Raw genomic sequence first — 14,729 nt, 5'->3', positions numbered from 1 at the left:
CCATGCGCACCGAGACCATCGAACATTACCTGCACGAGCTGGGCGCCAGGGTGCCCGCGCCCGGCGGCGGGGCGGCCGCTGCGCTGCACGCCGCGCAGGCTGCGGCGCTGCTGTCCATGGTCGCCCGCTACAGCGACGGCGAGAAGTACGCCGAGCACGCCGCGACCCTGCAGGAGGTGTGCGAGGCCGCCGATGACCTGCGCGGGCTCTGCCTCGACCTGGCGGAGCAGGACGCGGAGGCCTTCGGCGCGGTCGTCGCGGCCTACAAACTGCCCAAGCAGACCGCCGAGGAGAAGCAGGAGCGCTCCACGGCCATCGCGGCCGCGCTCGCCGAGGCGGGCCGGGTCCCGGCCAGGGTGGTCGCCATGGCCGCCCAGCTCGTCGAGCTCGCCGAACTGCTGCGGCCGATCGGAAATCCCAACGTGATCAGCGACGTGGCGGCCGCCGCGGTCGCGGCGCGGGCGGCCATCTCGACCGCCCGGGTCAACGTCGAGATCAACCTCGCCGGCATCACCGATCCCGACGTCCACGCCGAACTCGACGAGGCGATCGTCAAGACCGACGACACCCTGCTGCGAGCCGACTCCGTCACCTCCGCCGTTCGGGAGCAGATCCTGCGATGACCACGATTCAGCCCACCGAAACCCGATCCGCCGACGCCGGCCGAGAACTCGGTGGCACCGGACTGGCCCGCGAGATCCGCGCGCGGGCCGCGGCCGACGCCGCGGAGCTCACCGAGTCCGGCACCACCCCGGGACTGGCAGTGGTAGTGGCCACCGACGACGAGTCCAGCGCCTGGTACGTGCGCTCGATCGCCCGCGCCGCGGGCAAGGCCGGAATCGACTGCCGGACGGTCGATCTCGGTGCGGGCGCCGACCCCGAGCGGATCCGCGCCACGCTGGAGAACCTCAGCGCCGACGAGTCGGTGCACGGCATCATCCTGCAGACCCCGTTGCCTGCCGGGGCGCACTTCGAGGACCTGGCTTCGGCGATCGATCCCCGCAAGGACGTCGACGGGGCCAACCCGGTCTCGCTCGGCAACCTGGCCGCGGGCATGTCCGCGTACCCGCCGGCGACCGCCGCCGCCGTCCTGGAGCTGCTCGATCACCACGAGATCGAGCTGGCCGGACGCAACTGCGTCGTGGTGGGGCGCTCGAACGTGGTCGGCAAGCCGGTCGCGCAGCTGCTCCTGCAGCGCGACGCGACCGTCACGATCTGCCACCGGCACACCCCGGAACTGACCGCGTTCACCCCGGACGCGGACGTGCTGGTGGTCGCGGTCGGCAAGCCCGACCTGATCACCGACAAGCACGTCCGGGACGGCGCGATCGTCGTCGACGTCGGCACCAACCCGACGGCCGACGGCGGACTCGTCGGCGACGTGGATCCGTCCGTGCAGGTCGCCGGTCTCACCCCGGTGCCAGGGGGTGTGGGCCCGGTGACCACCGCGCTGCTGCTGCAGCACACCGTGCGGTCGGCGATCCACAGCACCCGCCCGGCCCGGCACGCCGCCGGGCCCCAGCTGCGAACCGGTTCGGAGCACTGATGAGCCTTTCCGTATTCGACTTGTTCAAGGTCGGCATCGGGCCGTCGAGTTCCCACACCGTCGGCCCGATGCGAGCCGCCTACCTGTTCGTCGAGCACCTGCGCGAGACCGGACTGCTGCAGCGGGTCGAGCAGGTGCGCTGCGAGCTGTTCGGTTCGCTCGGCGCGACCGGGCACGGGCACGGCAGCGTCAAGGCCGTGGTGCTGGGGCTGGCGGGGGAGCAGCCGCACCTGGTCGACCCGGTTGCCGCCGAACCGCAGGTGCAGGCCGCACGCGAGGAATCCCGGCTGACCCTCGGCGGTGAGCACAAGATCGCCTTCGACGTGGACGGGGACGTGGTGCTGCACCGCAACACCCGGCTCGACTTCCACAGCAACGGCATGGTCTTCGAGGCCTTCGACGAGACCGGAGCTCGGCTCGACCGCCGCGAGTACTACTCGGTCGGTGGCGGCTTCGTCGTCGACGAGGACGAAGCGGGGCGGCCGGTACTGGTCGAGGACGACACCCCGGTGCGCCACCCGTTCGGCACCGGCGAGCAGCTGCTGGCGCACACCACCGCCACCGGGTCGCGGATCAGCGACGTCGTCCTGGCCAACGAGCGCAGCTGGCGCAGCGAGGTCGAGACCCGTGCCGGACTGCTGCACATCTGGTCGGTGATGCAGGAGTGCGTCGAGCAGGGCACCCGCACCGGCGGGACGCTGCCCGGCGGGCTCAAGGTCCGCCGCCGCGCTCGCGAACTGCGTGCCAGCCTCGAGGACAGTGCGGGGGAGGGGGACGCGGCGCAGGCCATGGAGTGGGTGACGCTGTTCGCCCTGGCTGTCAACGAGCAGAACGCGGCGGGCGGCCGGGTGGTGACCGCGCCGACCAACGGCGCGGCCGGGATCGTGCCTGCCGTACTGCACTACGCACAGCGCTACCTGCCGGGCTTCGACGACGACGCCGCGGTGCGCTTCCTGCTCACCGCCGGGGCGATCGGTGCGCTGTTCAAGGAGAACGCCTCCATCTCCGGGGCCGAGGTCGGCTGCCAGGGCGAGGTCGGATCGGCCTGTTCGATGGCCGCGGCCGGGCTCGCCGAGCTGCTCGGCGGCACCCCCGAGCAGGTGGAGAACGCAGCGGAGATCGGTATCGAGCACAACCTCGGACTGACCTGCGACCCGGTGGGCGGACTGGTGCAGATCCCGTGCATCGAGCGCAACGCGGTGGCTTCGATCACGGCGATCACCGCCGCGCGCATGGCGCTGCGCGGCGACGGCCGGCACCACGTGTCCCTGGACAAGGCGATCAAGACGATGCGCGAGACCGGGGCCGACATGAAGGACAAGTACAAGGAGACCGCGCGCGGCGGCCTCGCGCTCAACATCGTGGAATGCTGAGGAGAATCCCGTGACCAGGAGTTCCAGCGTGCAAACCCGGTCGTTCACGCTCACCTTGAGCTGCCCGAACCGCACCGGGATCGTCCAGGCCGTCAGTTCCTATCTCGTGGAGCACGGCTGCGACATCGCCGAGTACCGGCAGTTCGACGATCCGGTGCGCGGGCGCCTGTTCCTGCGGGTGCAGGCGACCGCGAACGTCGAGGTCGACCTGGACGCGATGTCCCACGACTTCGCTCCGGTGGCCACCGACTTCGAGATGGACTTCGAACTCCACCCGGACCGCGACGCCAGGGTCGTGGTGATGGTCTCCAAGCTGGGCCACTGCCTCAACGACCTGATCTACCGGTGGCGGGCCGGGGCCCTGGGCGCCGAGATCGTGGCAGTGGTGTCCAACCACGAGGACCTGCGCCCGATGGCCGAGGCCGCGGGCCTGCCGTTCCACCACATCCCGGTGAGTCCGGAGAACAAGCCGGAGGCCGAGTCGCAGCTGCTGCAGCTGGTCGACGACTACGAGGCCGATCTGGTGGTGCTCGCCCGGTACATGCAGGTGCTCTCCGACCAGACCTGCAAGGCGCTGCACGGCAGGGCGATCAACATCCACCACTCGTTCCTGCCCGGGTTCAAGGGCGCCAAGCCCTACCACCAGGCTTACGACCGGGGTGTGAAGCTCGTCGGCGCCACCGCGCACTTCGTCACCCCCGACCTCGACGAGGGCCCGATCATCGAGCAGGAGGTGATCCGCATCGACCACACCTACGACCCGCGGGCGTTGCAGACCGTGGGCAGGGACGCCGAGGCGCTGGCGCTGTCCCGGGCGGTGCGGTGGTACTGCGAGAACCGCGTGCTGCTCAACGGCAACAGCACCGTGGTGTTCCGCTAGCCGCGAGGCGACAAGTGCGAGTACTTTGGTCGGCGAACCGCGATTCTCCCGGTGCTCCCGGCAGCGCACCGCATCGTCGCCACGCGCGAATCGCACGGTGGTTCTGCGGCCGCGGACCACCGGCCCGCGGCCGAAAACCCCGAATGCCTCCAGCGATCAATCACGGCCCGCTGACCCCATTTGACACACCACCATCGAATCAGAGCCGGCGCCCGCTGTGTTCGCGCCGCAGCGAGACGCCACCTCACTGACGAGGAGCGTTACCCATGACGACCGGTGAGCTTCCCACCGCACAGGAGCAGGCAGGCGACCTCCCCGAAAGCCTGCGCGAGACCTTGTCCGGGCACTACTACACCGACCCCGAGATCTTCCGCCTGGAACAGGAGCACATCTTCGAAGCAGGCTGGTTCTGCGCCGTGCTCAGTGCGGACCTGGCCAAGCCCGGCCAGTTCGAAACCGTCCAGATCGGACGCGAGAGCGTACTGGTAACCCGGGGCCGCAACGGTGCGATCAAGGCGTTCCTCAACGTCTGCCGGCACCGGGGCGCGCGGCTGTGCACCGAGGAGAAGGGCGAGGTCCGCCGGTCCTTCCAGTGCCCGTACCACGCCTGGACCTACTCCTTCGACGGCGCGCTGATCGCCGCGCCGAACCTCGGTGCGATGGAGGACATCGACCGTACCCAGTACGGGCTGCACCAGGTGCACGTACGTGAATGGCTCGGGTACGTGTGGCTGTGCCTGGCCGAGGAGCCACCGTCGTTCGAGGACACGGTCATCGGCGACGTCAGCGCGCGACTGGGCACCCCGGACGCGATCGTCGGCTACCAGGTCGCCGACCTCAAGCTCGGCAGGCGCATCGAGTACGACGTGAAGGCGAACTGGAAGCAGATCGTCGAGAACTTCATGGAGTGCTACCACTGCGCCACGATCCACCCCGAGCTCACCGAGGTGCTCCCGGAGTTCGCCGACGGCCTGGCCGCGCAGTACTTCGTGGGCCACGGCGCCGAGTTCGGCGAGGACGTGCAGGGCTTCACGGTGGACGGTTCGGAAGGCCTGGAGAAGCTCCCCGGGGTGAGCGAGGAGCAGGACCGTCGCTACTACGCCATCACCGTGCGGCCGCAGGTGTTCATCAACCTGGTGCCCGACCACGTGGTCTTCCACCGGATGTTCCCGCTGACCGCCGAGCGCACGCTGGTGCGCTGCGACTGGCTGTACCTGCCGGACGTGGTGGACTCGGGTACGGACATCGACCGCTCGGTGGAGCTGTTCCACCGGGTCAACCAGCAGGACTTCGACGCCTGCGAGCGTTGCCAGCTGGCCATGGACTCCCGCGCGTACGCCGACGGCGGCGTTCTGGTGCCCAGCGAGCACCACATCTCCGAGTTCCACGACTGGGTCCGCGAGCGCATCGGCTGACCCGGTCTCGGAAGGGGCCTCGCGTCGACACGGCGCGAGGCCCCTTCGCATGCCCGCGGTTCGTCTGCCTGAGTTCGCCTGCCCGCGCCGCCCGCTGAGCCGGTGCGGGGTGTGCCGCGGGTCCGTCGGCCCCGAGCGGACCGGTGCCTCCTCAGACGTCTCCTCAGCGGCAGGACGGGCTCTGCTGTGTTGGCGGATGAGCTGCACCGACGTGACTGCGGTCGTCCGCGGCGGCAGGCCTGTCGGATCGGACGTCGATGCCCAGCCCGGCCGGAACCTCATCGAACGCGGCTACCGCGACGTGCGGCAATGACGCGGTGTCGCCGCCGGCTACGACAAGCTCGGTCCGACCTTTCGCGCCGAAGTGGTCGTGCGAACCGTGTCGAACGGCTCGACGGCCTCGTCCAACGAACGTCTCCGGTCTCGGCCCAGGTGAATGTGCGAGGCTGGCCGGACCTGTCCTCGACCTGGAAGAGACCATGCCAAAGGCCGTGACCCTCATTCGCTCCAACTCGCTGTCGGATGTGGCGGAGTATGCCTATGCAGCGACCGCTCCCGCAGAAGCCCGTCTGGTCTTTCTGGCGGGCTCGTGCCCGTTGAACAGCGACGGATCGACCTGCGGCGAAGGCGACTTCGCCGCGCAGGCCGCCAAGTGCATCGAGAACATGAAGGTGGCCCTCAGCGAAGCCGGCGCGACTCTTACGGATGTCATCGCGACTCGTGTGCTCGTCGCTTCGTCCGACCAGGCGGACCTCGTGACGGCTTGGGAGGTCGTCCGTGACGCGTTCGGTGATCACGACGTGCCGAGCACGCTGATCGGCGTCGCCGCCCTCGGCTACGACCATCAGCTCGTAGAAGTCGAAGCCACGGCTGCCGTGATCGACTGACGCTCCCGATTCGCCGCACCTCAGGAGATCCGGGCCTGGAGCCGGAAACCGGATCCAGGCCCGGTTTCCGGGCGTACCGGAACTAGCGGGGCGGTTCCAGGGGAACTCCGTCCTCGGACAGCGGGGGAGGCGGGAGCTCGGCGCTGGAGGTCAGTGGAGCGGCGCCGTCGAGCGGTTTACCGGCGTGCTCGCGCAGATGTCGTGTGGCGATGATGCCTATGACGCCCGCGCCGATGAGGTAGTAGCCCGGCCAGTCGAGGTTGCCGGTGGCGGTGACCGCGGCCTCGATGATCGTCGGCGCGGTTCCGGCGAACAGCGAGACCGACAGGTTGAAGATCACTGCGAGGCTGCTGTACCGGATCATGGTCGGGAACAGTGCGGGCAACGTGGACGGCGAAACCGCCGCGAAGCACATCAGGCACAGCCCGATGATCAGCAGTCCGGTGATCTGGCCGACCATCCCGGTGCGCAGCAGCCACACGGCCGGCAAGCCGAACACCACCAGTGCCACGCTTCCGGTCATCAACACCGGTTTTCGGCCGATGCGGTCGCTGAGCCGTCCGACACTGACGATCGCGCACAGCATCACGAGCATGACGGCCACCTGCATCCCGGTGGCCACCCCGCTGCTCGTCCCGCTCTCGCCGTAGCGGGGGAGCGTGCCGGTCAGGTAGGTCGGGACGTAGTTGGTCAGAACGTAGTTGGTCACGTTCCAGGTCACGACCACGCCCGCGGCCACCAGCGCCGCGGTGGGGTAGTGACGTCGCACGATCTGCACCGCGCGCTTGGTCGACATCGTGGCCAGCGCGGGGGAGCGTTCCATCTGCTGCCGGAACGCCGGGGTGTCCTCCAGCCGCATGCGCAGGTACAGCCCGGCCATGCCCAGCGGCAGCGCGAGCATGAACGGCACGCGCCAGCCCCAGGTGAACAGCTCCTCGTCGGGCAGCAACGCGATCACCGCACCGCAAGTGCTGGCGCCGAGGGTGTAGCCGGTGATCGTGCTGAACTCCAGCCAACTGCCGAAGAATCCGCGTCTGCGGTCCGGGGCGTACTCGGCCATCAGGGTCAGTGCCCCGACGTACTCACCGCCCGCTGAGAAGCCCTGCATCATCCGGATGATCAGCACGAGCACCGGGGCCAGCATCCCGACGGCGCCGTAGCTGGGCACCAGGCCGAGCATCACCGTGGCCACGGCCATCAGGAGGATGGTGGCCGACAGGACCTTGGTGCGGCCGTATCGATCGCCGAGCCTGCCGAAGATCAGCCCGCCCAGCGGCCGCATGACGAACGCGGCGGCGAACGCGCCGAGGGTGTACACCGCCGACCACTCACCGAACTCCGGGAAGAAGACCCGCTCCAGTACGACCGCGGCCAGGTAGGAGTAGATGCCGAAGTCGTACCACTCCGCGACGTTGCCGACCGCGGCCGCCGCAGTGGCGCGGCGGACCGTGCGCTCCTCTTGCACCACGGGGGGCGTCAGGCCCCGGCGCGGTCGCCTGGACTTATCGGTCATGGGGCTCCCCGGAGGTGCGATGTGCGGCGGCGAGCGGCAGTGGCGTGATGCCGCGGCAGCATCGCGGTTGTGACCGCGATCGACTACTGATATATCTGTTTGCGGTAAGGTAGCCGGTCAGCGCTCTTCGAAGCAAGAATCCACCCCTCGCCGCGGCCACCCGCGGAGCCGTCACATCGCTCGGTGCGGCTCCGTGGTTACTGCGCGTCCATGGTCATTTTCGCTGGTCGTGCCGTGTGAAATGCGAGTGTTTCCGATCGAATTTGACCGTTGACTCGGGGGGTGTCGAACCCCATCCTGTGAGTTGCGTAATGCACTACTCGTTCCTCTATGAGCAACAGGGGCCGTAATGATCTTGGTTGGTGAGTTGGCAGGCCTGCCGCCCGGAGAGTCGGTCCGGGTGCAGGGCGAGGTGGCCATCGCGGTGTTCAACGTGGACGGTGAGCTCTACGCGATCGACGACACCTGCTCGCATCAGGACGCTTCACTGTCCGACGGATGGCTCGAAGGCTGCGCGGTGGAGTGCCCGTTGCACGCCGCCTGCTTCGACCTCCGGACCGGTCAGCCCAGTGGTCCGCCCGCGAAGAAACCGGTGCGCACGCACGCGGTCTCGATCGAGGACGGCCTGATCTACGTGCACGAGTCGACCCGGGTCACCGTCGGTGGCGCGGTTGTGGAGGAGGTCGGTTGATGGAGCACATCACCGTCGTCGGTGCCTCTCTGGCAGGGCTGGCGACCGTCCGCGCGCTGCGCGCGCAGGAGTTTGAAGGCCGGATCACTGTGATCGGCGATGAGCGGCACGAGCCCTACGATCGTCCGCCGCTGTCGAAGGAGTACCTCGCGGGAACCGTCACCGAGGAGGACATCGGGCTGACCGACTCCGACGACGCCGACCTCGGCGTGGAGTGGGTCATCGGCCAGACGGCCGCTTCGCTGGACACCGCGGGCAAGGCCGTCGTGCTCGCCGACGGACCCCGGGTCGGCACCGACGCCGTCGTGCTCGCCACCGGCGCCCGGGCGCGCCAGCTCCCCGGCGGCTTCCCGCAGGGCGTGCACACCCTGCGCACCCTCGACGACGCCAGGGCGCTGCGAAGCGAGCTGGTCCCCGGCGCGAGGCTGGTCGTCATCGGGGCCGGCTTCATCGGAGCCGAGATCGCCTCCACTGCGGCGGGCCTCGGCTGCGAGGTCGACATCGTCGAGGCCGCGGACGTCCCGCTGCAACGACCGCTGGGCGCCGAGATGGGCGCGGTGTGCGGCAGGCTGCACGCGCGCAACGGGGCACGACTGCACGCGGGTACCGGTCTCGCCGAACTGGTCGGGGAGACTCGTGTGAAGGCGGTGCGCCTCACCGACGGGCGCGAACTGCCTGCCGACGTCGTCGTGGTCGGTATCGGAGCGCAGCCGAACACCGAGTGGCTCGCCGGATCCGGTCTGGAGATCGACGACGGCGTTCGCACCGACGAGCAGGGACGTACGACCATCCCCGAGGTTCTCGCGGTCGGCGACTGTGCCCACTCCTACCGTGACTACACGGCCGGCTGGCTGCGTCTCGAGCACTGGACCAACGCGTTGCAGCAACCGGCGGCCGCGGTCGCCGCGCTGCTCGGCCGGGAGCACTCCGCCCCCGCGCATCACTCGGTTCCCTACTTCTGGTCCGACCAGTACGGACACAAGATCCAGTTCGCAGGCCACCGTACGGCCGACTGCACGGTGCAGATCGAGGAGGGCGACCCGGACTCGGGTGATTTCCTCGCCCTCTACCTCAATTCCGAGGAGCGCCCCGTGGGCGTCCTGGCGATCAACCGAGCCCGCCCGTTCGGGCAATGGCGGCGAAAACTGGCCAAGCGTCCGTGATCGGCGCATCCCCGAATTCCGGCCTCCCCGGCCGGTCGGATCGGAAAGGATTCAGACCAACGAACGCATAGCCTTGTCGAAGTTCAGCACGTGTTCGCGTGCGAGTCGTTCAGCCTTGTCCGGCTCGCACGAGCTGATCGCCCGCAGTAGCCCCGAGTGCTCCATGACGTGACTGTCGAAATCCGGCATGCGGTCGAGGAAGACGCAGAAGATCCGTGTCGCGAGGTTGTCGTAGCGGATCAGTGTGTCTTCCAGATGCGGATTTCCCGCTGCGTGGTAGATCGCGCGGTGGACGTGCAGGTCCCACCGCATGACCTCGTCGCGGGTGAGGGAGCGGAGGTCCATGTCGTCGAGGAAATCGGCGAGTTCGGCGAACTCCTCGGCCTCCGCGTCGCCGATGGTCTCGGCCGCGCGGCGCGCTGCGAGCGGTTCCAGGTGTACGCGCAGATCGGAGATGTAGGCCAGATCGGTGATGTCCACGGCGGTGGCGAAGGTTCCCCGGCGCGGGTACGACACGACCAAGCGGTCGATCTCGAGGCGCTTGAGTGCTTCCCGTACCGGGGTCCTGCCGATGTCGAGCGACTGGGCCAGTGCCGCGTCGTCGATCGGCTCCATCGGCGGGATGTCCAGCATGATCAGCCGATCGCGGATCGCCTGGTAGGCCTTCTCCGCCATGGAAATCGGTTGATCCTCGGTTGTAGCACTCATTGTAACCCCGACTGCATCGCCGAACCCCAGAACTCCTCGAATTTTGATACAAGACTAGTATAGCAGATTCCCTTTGCGGTGCCGATGAGTGTTGGTCGTCACCGTCGCGTTGTGCCATCGTGACCTGCGAACTCGGCGGAGATTCAGCTCCGGGGTGGCAATCCCGGACCGGGGAGAATTATCGGCGAGCGGTTCGCGGTAGTGGTCGGCGAAGTGCCGGTCGCGGCCCGGGTCGAGCCTGCGAGTTCTTCCGAGTGTCACTGCCGATTCACTCGACTTTCGCGTGGTATTTCGAACTCATATTCGAACCACTGAGGGCTCGGCGGGGCCGCTCCGGTGCTGGCGGTCGAGGTCGTGCACGTCACGCGGTCCACCGAACGCGGCGCGGTTCCCGGTGCGCGGCCTCCCAGGTCGCGAGGCGGGCGGGTGCCGGGCGACCCCGTACGGAACCGACCCCGTACGGAACCGGCCTCGGCAGCGCCGAACGCAACGCAGCCGGAGGGCGCGAATCAGTGCCGGTTCGGGCGGTCGGGGCCGCCCTGCTGGCCCCGGCCCGGTGTCGGGTCCTTGCCGAGGCTGAGTGAGTGAAGCGCGGTGGCGAGTTCGGCGACATCGAACGGCTGGGTCAGCGACCGGCCGGTGAGCTCGTTGATGCGCCGCAGCCTGTAGCGGACGGTGTTCGGATGGCAGTAGAGCTGCTTGGCGGCCTGTTCGGCGGAGCCGCCGTGGTCGAACCAGGCGTGCAGGGTGTCCAACAGGCTGGTGCGGTCGTCGGCGGGAAGCTCGAGCACTGAGCCCAGGACCTGGTACGCGACCCGCTCACTCTCGTCCGGCTCGCAGGCGACCAGCGCGGCGAGCGGGCTCGTGCCGAACGCGCGGACGTCCGGCTGCCCCGTGGGGATCCCCGCGAGTGCGACGCCGGCGAGATGCAGCGCCCTCGGCGTGTCCCGGAGTGCTTGGTACGGAGGGCTGACACCGGTGCGGGTGGTCACGGCCTCGCGCAGGACGGCGAACAGCTCGTCTCGCTGCCCGGGACGCAGCGAGACGACCCCGGTGTGCAGCGTCGGAGTGAGGCGCCAGGCGGAGACGATGCCGCGTTCCGCGAGTCGTCGTTCGACGCGGGGAAGGCCGGCGTCGGCCAGTGCGCCGTTCTCGGCGGCGACCACGACCAGGTCCGCGTTCGGCTGCAGATCGAGGAGTTTGGCGATCTCCCACGGGCTTGCGTCCGGCCCCACCTGCCCGGTGAACAGCGCCTCGAGGAGGGCGGCGCGGCGCTGGTGTTGTTCGTCGAGCAGCTCCGCGGTGGCGGCCCGGTAGGCCTCGGTGAGCTCGATGGCGTGTTCGTCCGCGAGCTGCCAGAGCAGGGTGGCCGCGCCGAGAAGTGTGGTGCGGGTGGGCTCGTGGCGTTCGCCAGCGCGGCGGATGAGCACGTCCCATACCGCGGTGAAGGCCAGCCGGTAGGCGCGCAGCACTTCGGGCAGCGGCGCGCCCTGGTGCGCGCGGCGCCGTCCCGTCTCCCGAGGCGCGCTGAGGTCGCGGGCATCGCCGGGGTCGCGGAGCGCGGCGACGATGTACCGCAGGTTGTGCTCGATCGAACGGCGCAGGTCCTCGCGCGGTACGACCGTGCGGTACACGTCCATCCGGTCGACGCAGTCGGCGACGACGTCGTCGGCCAGCTCAGCCAGCCGGGCGTCTGCCAGGTCGGCCAGCTCCGCGAGCGAGCCCTCACCGTGGTTCATCGATCATCGTTTCGTTCCGGCCCGACGTCAGGGGCGATTGTCGTAGCGGACGGGGCCCGCATCGGACGTCCTGCGTCACAACGAGCTTTGTCTGCGTCGACAACCGCGGCAACAGTACCGTCGACCTCGTTCCCGCGTCCCGTCCGTCCCCGTCACGGCCCGATCCCACCGACGTCAGGCGCCGGCCGTCACGGAGCGGTCGAATACGGACCCGGCACGCTGATGACCTCGACGAAACAGGAGCCGGCATGGGCAGCGACGACACGGCCGAAGGCGTCGACAAGGCCGTCGAACACGGTCCTGCCGAGGCGGCGTCCGCGCAGAGCGACCCGATGTCGGAGCGACCGGCCGTCCCGGGGCTCATGTCGGACACGCCGCGGCAGGGCGGTACGGGCCCGTCGACCGACGGACGCTGGTCGCAGCGGCCGTACGACCACCCCGCTGCCGGGTGGGGCGCGGCGGCTTCGGTCATGCGGGTACTGGCTCGTGAGCGTGTGCCGGTGAAGGGCACCCGCGCCATGTTCGACATGAACCATGCCGAGCGGAGCTACGACTGCCCCGGGTGTGCCTGGCCCGATGACACCAAGGGCCTCAAACTCGACATCTGCGAGAACGGCATCAAGCACGTCACCTGGGAGATGACGCACAAGCGGGTCGACCGGGAGTTCTTCGCCGCCCACTCGGTCTCCGAACTGGCCGAGTGGACCGACTTCGACCTCGAGAATCAGGGCCGGCTCACCGAGCCGATGGTCTACGACGCTGCGACGGACCACTACGTGCCGATCAGCTGGGCCGACGCGTTCGAGCTCGTCGGCGGGCAGCTGCGCGCGCTGGACAACCCTGACCAGGCGACGTTCTACACCTCGGGCAGGCTCGGTAACGAGGCGACCTTCCTCTACCAGCTGATGGTTCGCGAATACGGCACGAACAACCTGCCGGACTGTTCCAACATGTGCCACGAGGCCTCCGGCCGGGCACTGCGGGCCTCGATCGGGACGGGCAAGGGCACCGTCGACCTGCACGACTGGGAGCAGTGCGACGCGCTGTTCGTCCTCGGGGTCAACGCCGCGTCGAACGCACCGCGGATGCTGACGGCGCTGGCCGAGGCGTACGACCGCGGCGCCGAGGTCGTCCACGTCAACCCGCTCGTCGAGGCGGGTGCCACCCGCACGATCGTGCCCCACGAGTTCACCGACATGGCGCGGCTCAAGTCGACCCCGACCAGCACCCTGAACCTGCAGGTCCGCCCCGGCGGCGACCTGGCCCTCATCCGCGGCATCGCCAAGGTCGTGCTCGAACGGGCACGCGAGAACCCCGACGTCCTCGACCGCGAATTCCTCGAATCGTCCACCCGCGGCTTCGAGGAGTACCGCGAGCTGGTCGAGGCCACGAGCTGGGACGAACTCGCGGTCCAGTCCGGGCTCGGCGAGACCGACATCCGGCGCGCCGCCGACATCTACCTGCGCGCCGAACGCGCGTTGATCAGCTGGTGCCTCGGCGTCAGTCAGCACGAACACGGCGTGGACACGGTCAGGGAGATCGTGAACCTCCTGTTGCTCCGCGGAAACATCGGACGTGAGGGCGCAGGGCCGTCACCGGTGCGCGGGCACAGCAACGTGCAGGGCAACCGCACCTGCGGCATCGACCACCGGCCGGGTGCCGAGTTCCTGGACCGGCTGGCCGAGGTGTGCCGGATCGACCCGCCTCGCGCGCACGGCCTCGACACCGTCCGTTCGATCGAAGCGATGCATGCGGGTGAGCTCAAGGTGTTCGTCGGCATGGGCGGGAACTTCGTGCGGGCCGCCCCGGACACCGAACACACCGCCGAAGGGTTGCGACGGTGTGAACTGACCGTGCAGATCAGCACCAAGCTGAACCGCAGCCACCTGGTCCACGGTAAGCAGGCCTTGATCCTGCCGTGCTTGGGCCGTACCGAGCTGGACGAGCAACCCGGCGGCCTGCAGAGCACGAGCGTCGAGGACGCGATGAGCATGGTCCACCTGTCCACCGGCAGGAAGCGGCCGGCCTCGCCCCATCTGCTGTCCGAGCCGGCCATCATCGCCGGCATGGCACGGGCGACGCTGCCCGGCAGCGCAACACCGTGGGAGTGGTACGTCGAGGACTACGACCGCATCCGCGACGTCATGGCGCGCGTCCTGCCCGGATTCGAGGACTTCAACACGCGTGTCCGACAGCCCTCGGGGTTCCGGATTCCGCAGCCGGCCCGTGAGCGCACCTTCCACACCCGCTCCGGCAGGGCCGAGTTCTGCCACGCGGAGTTGCCGGACGTCATCCCGGACTCCGCCGACGTGCTCGTACTGCAGACGATGCGCTCGCACGATCAGTGGAACACCACCATCTACTCGAACAACGACCGATACCGCGGCGTGCGCAACCTGCGCGAGCTGATCTTCATGAACGTCGACGACATGCGTGCGCGGGGCATCGAAGAGGGAACTCCGGTCGACATCGTCGCCACCTCCAAGGACGGATCGCAGCGCTCGCTGCACGAGTACCGCGCCATCTCCTACGACCTGCCGCGCGGCAGCGCCGCGGGTTACATGCCGGAGATGAACGGACTCATCGGTGCGGCCGACTACAGCACCCAGAGCGACCAGCCGCTGATGAAGAGCGTTCGTGTCCGTGTCACACCGTCCACTTCGGTCAGCTCGTAGCTCAGCTGTGGGCAGGCGCGGCACCAGGTAGCCACGGCACCAGTCAGCCACGGCATCGGTTAGGTACGGCGCCGGACTGAGCTGTCCGCGTCAGTCGCGGACGGTGGTCAGCGACGGTCGTCCTCGGGGCTGCGGTCAT

The 14,729-nt window shown here is 69.0% G+C and carries 12 protein-coding genes; 9 read left to right on the top strand and 3 right to left on the bottom strand.

Going from position 1 to position 14,729, the window contains the following annotated elements; all coding sequences use genetic code 11:
* The first annotated feature begins 2 nt into the window (after positions 1-2).
* The 6 genes from FB384_RS06725 (at position 3) to FB384_RS06700 (ending at position 6,101) form a co-directional block, all read left to right on the top strand.
* Positions 3-623: a cyclodeaminase/cyclohydrolase family protein gene (locus tag FB384_RS06725; RefSeq protein WP_183780304.1), complete on the top strand. Its 621-nt coding sequence runs from the start codon at positions 3-5 to the stop codon at positions 621-623.
* Positions 620-1,546 (top strand): bifunctional 5,10-methylenetetrahydrofolate dehydrogenase/5,10-methenyltetrahydrofolate cyclohydrolase, encoded by a 927-nt coding sequence (locus tag FB384_RS06720; RefSeq protein WP_183780301.1) that lies wholly within the window; start codon positions 620-622, stop codon positions 1,544-1,546. The genes FB384_RS06725 and FB384_RS06720 overlap by 4 nt, the downstream gene beginning before the upstream one ends.
* Positions 1,546-2,919: an L-serine ammonia-lyase gene (locus tag FB384_RS06715; protein ID WP_183780299.1), complete on the top strand. Its 1,374-nt coding sequence runs from the start codon at positions 1,546-1,548 to the stop codon at positions 2,917-2,919. The genes FB384_RS06720 and FB384_RS06715 overlap by 1 nt, the downstream gene beginning before the upstream one ends.
* Before the next feature lie 10 nt (positions 2,920-2,929).
* Positions 2,930-3,799: a formyltetrahydrofolate deformylase gene (gene purU, locus FB384_RS06710; protein ID WP_258936536.1), complete on the top strand. Its 870-nt coding sequence runs from the start codon at positions 2,930-2,932 to the stop codon at positions 3,797-3,799.
* A 266-nt stretch (positions 3,800-4,065) separates the two neighbouring features.
* On the top strand, positions 4,066-5,214 hold the full coding sequence (locus FB384_RS06705) for an aromatic ring-hydroxylating oxygenase subunit alpha (RefSeq protein ID WP_183780296.1): 1,149 nt from the start codon (positions 4,066-4,068) through the stop codon (positions 5,212-5,214).
* Between the two features lie 479 nt (positions 5,215-5,693).
* Positions 5,694-6,101: a RidA family protein gene (locus FB384_RS06700; protein ID WP_183780293.1), complete on the top strand. Its 408-nt coding sequence runs from the start codon at positions 5,694-5,696 to the stop codon at positions 6,099-6,101.
* Positions 6,102-6,183: 82 nt separating this feature from the next.
* On the opposite strand, the gene FB384_RS06695 is transcribed toward FB384_RS06700, so the two are convergent.
* Positions 6,184-7,614, bottom strand: coding sequence for an MFS transporter (locus tag FB384_RS06695; protein ID WP_183780290.1), 1,431 nt, complete (start codon positions 7,612-7,614; stop codon positions 6,184-6,186).
* Between the two features lie 349 nt (positions 7,615-7,963).
* Here FB384_RS06695 and FB384_RS06690 point away from each other — a divergent pair, with 349 nt between their 5' ends.
* Together FB384_RS06690 and FB384_RS06685 are read left to right on the top strand one after the other, a co-directional pair.
* Positions 7,964-8,305 (top strand): bifunctional 3-phenylpropionate/cinnamic acid dioxygenase ferredoxin subunit, encoded by a 342-nt coding sequence (locus FB384_RS06690; protein ID WP_183780287.1) that lies wholly within the window; start codon positions 7,964-7,966, stop codon positions 8,303-8,305.
* Positions 8,305-9,468: an NAD(P)/FAD-dependent oxidoreductase gene (locus tag FB384_RS06685; protein ID WP_183780284.1), complete on the top strand. Its 1,164-nt coding sequence runs from the start codon at positions 8,305-8,307 to the stop codon at positions 9,466-9,468. Before FB384_RS06690 ends, FB384_RS06685 begins: the two co-directional genes overlap by 1 nt.
* A 51-nt stretch (positions 9,469-9,519) precedes the next feature.
* On the opposite strand, the gene FB384_RS06680 is transcribed toward FB384_RS06685, so the two are convergent.
* Both FB384_RS06680 and FB384_RS06675 read right to left on the bottom strand, forming a co-directional pair.
* On the bottom strand, positions 9,520-10,143 hold the full coding sequence (locus FB384_RS06680; protein WP_228725973.1) for a GntR family transcriptional regulator: 624 nt from the start codon (positions 10,141-10,143) through the stop codon (positions 9,520-9,522).
* Between the two features lie 542 nt (positions 10,144-10,685).
* Positions 10,686-11,915 (bottom strand): PucR family transcriptional regulator, encoded by a 1,230-nt coding sequence (locus FB384_RS06675; protein WP_183780278.1) that lies wholly within the window; start codon positions 11,913-11,915, stop codon positions 10,686-10,688.
* A 248-nt stretch (positions 11,916-12,163) separates the two neighbouring features.
* Here FB384_RS06675 and FB384_RS06670 point away from each other — a divergent pair, with 248 nt between their 5' ends.
* Positions 12,164-14,590 (top strand): FdhF/YdeP family oxidoreductase, encoded by a 2,427-nt coding sequence (locus FB384_RS06670; protein WP_221212656.1) that lies wholly within the window; start codon positions 12,164-12,166, stop codon positions 14,588-14,590.
* Positions 14,591-14,729: the final 139 nt, after the last annotated feature.

This window comes from Prauserella sediminis (genome assembly GCF_014195435.1).
Classification (GTDB): Bacteria; Actinomycetota; Actinomycetes; order Mycobacteriales; family Pseudonocardiaceae; genus Prauserella; species Prauserella salsuginis.
Note: the sequence above shows the minus strand (reverse complement) of the source record. Positions and strands in the feature narration are given on the sequence as shown.

Bases quoted from the DNA above. Each gene is read 5' to 3' on its own strand.
- FB384_RS06725 (WP_183780304.1), top strand. From the start codon at position 3: ATGCGCACCGAGACCATCGAACATTACCTGCACGAGCTGGGCGCCAGG.
- FB384_RS06720 (WP_183780301.1), top strand. From the start codon at position 620: ATGACCACGATTCAGCCCACCGAAACCCGATCCGCCGACGCCGGCCGA.
- FB384_RS06715 (WP_183780299.1), top strand. From the start codon at position 1,546: ATGAGCCTTTCCGTATTCGACTTGTTCAAGGTCGGCATCGGGCCGTCG.
- FB384_RS06705 (WP_183780296.1), top strand. From the start codon at position 4,066: ATGACGACCGGTGAGCTTCCCACCGCACAGGAGCAGGCAGGCGACCTC.
- FB384_RS06700 (WP_183780293.1), top strand. From the start codon at position 5,694: ATGCCAAAGGCCGTGACCCTCATTCGCTCCAACTCGCTGTCGGATGTG.
- FB384_RS06695 (WP_183780290.1), bottom strand. From the start codon at position 7,614: ATGACCGATAAGTCCAGGCGACCGCGCCGGGGCCTGACGCCCCCCGTG.
- FB384_RS06690 (WP_183780287.1), top strand. From the start codon at position 7,964: ATGATCTTGGTTGGTGAGTTGGCAGGCCTGCCGCCCGGAGAGTCGGTC.
- FB384_RS06685 (WP_183780284.1), top strand. From the start codon at position 8,305: ATGGAGCACATCACCGTCGTCGGTGCCTCTCTGGCAGGGCTGGCGACC.
- FB384_RS06680 (WP_228725973.1), bottom strand. From the start codon at position 10,143: ATGGCGGAGAAGGCCTACCAGGCGATCCGCGATCGGCTGATCATGCTG.
- FB384_RS06675 (WP_183780278.1), bottom strand. From the start codon at position 11,915: ATGAACCACGGTGAGGGCTCGCTCGCGGAGCTGGCCGACCTGGCAGAC.
- FB384_RS06670 (WP_221212656.1), top strand. From the start codon at position 12,164: ATGGGCAGCGACGACACGGCCGAAGGCGTCGACAAGGCCGTCGAACAC.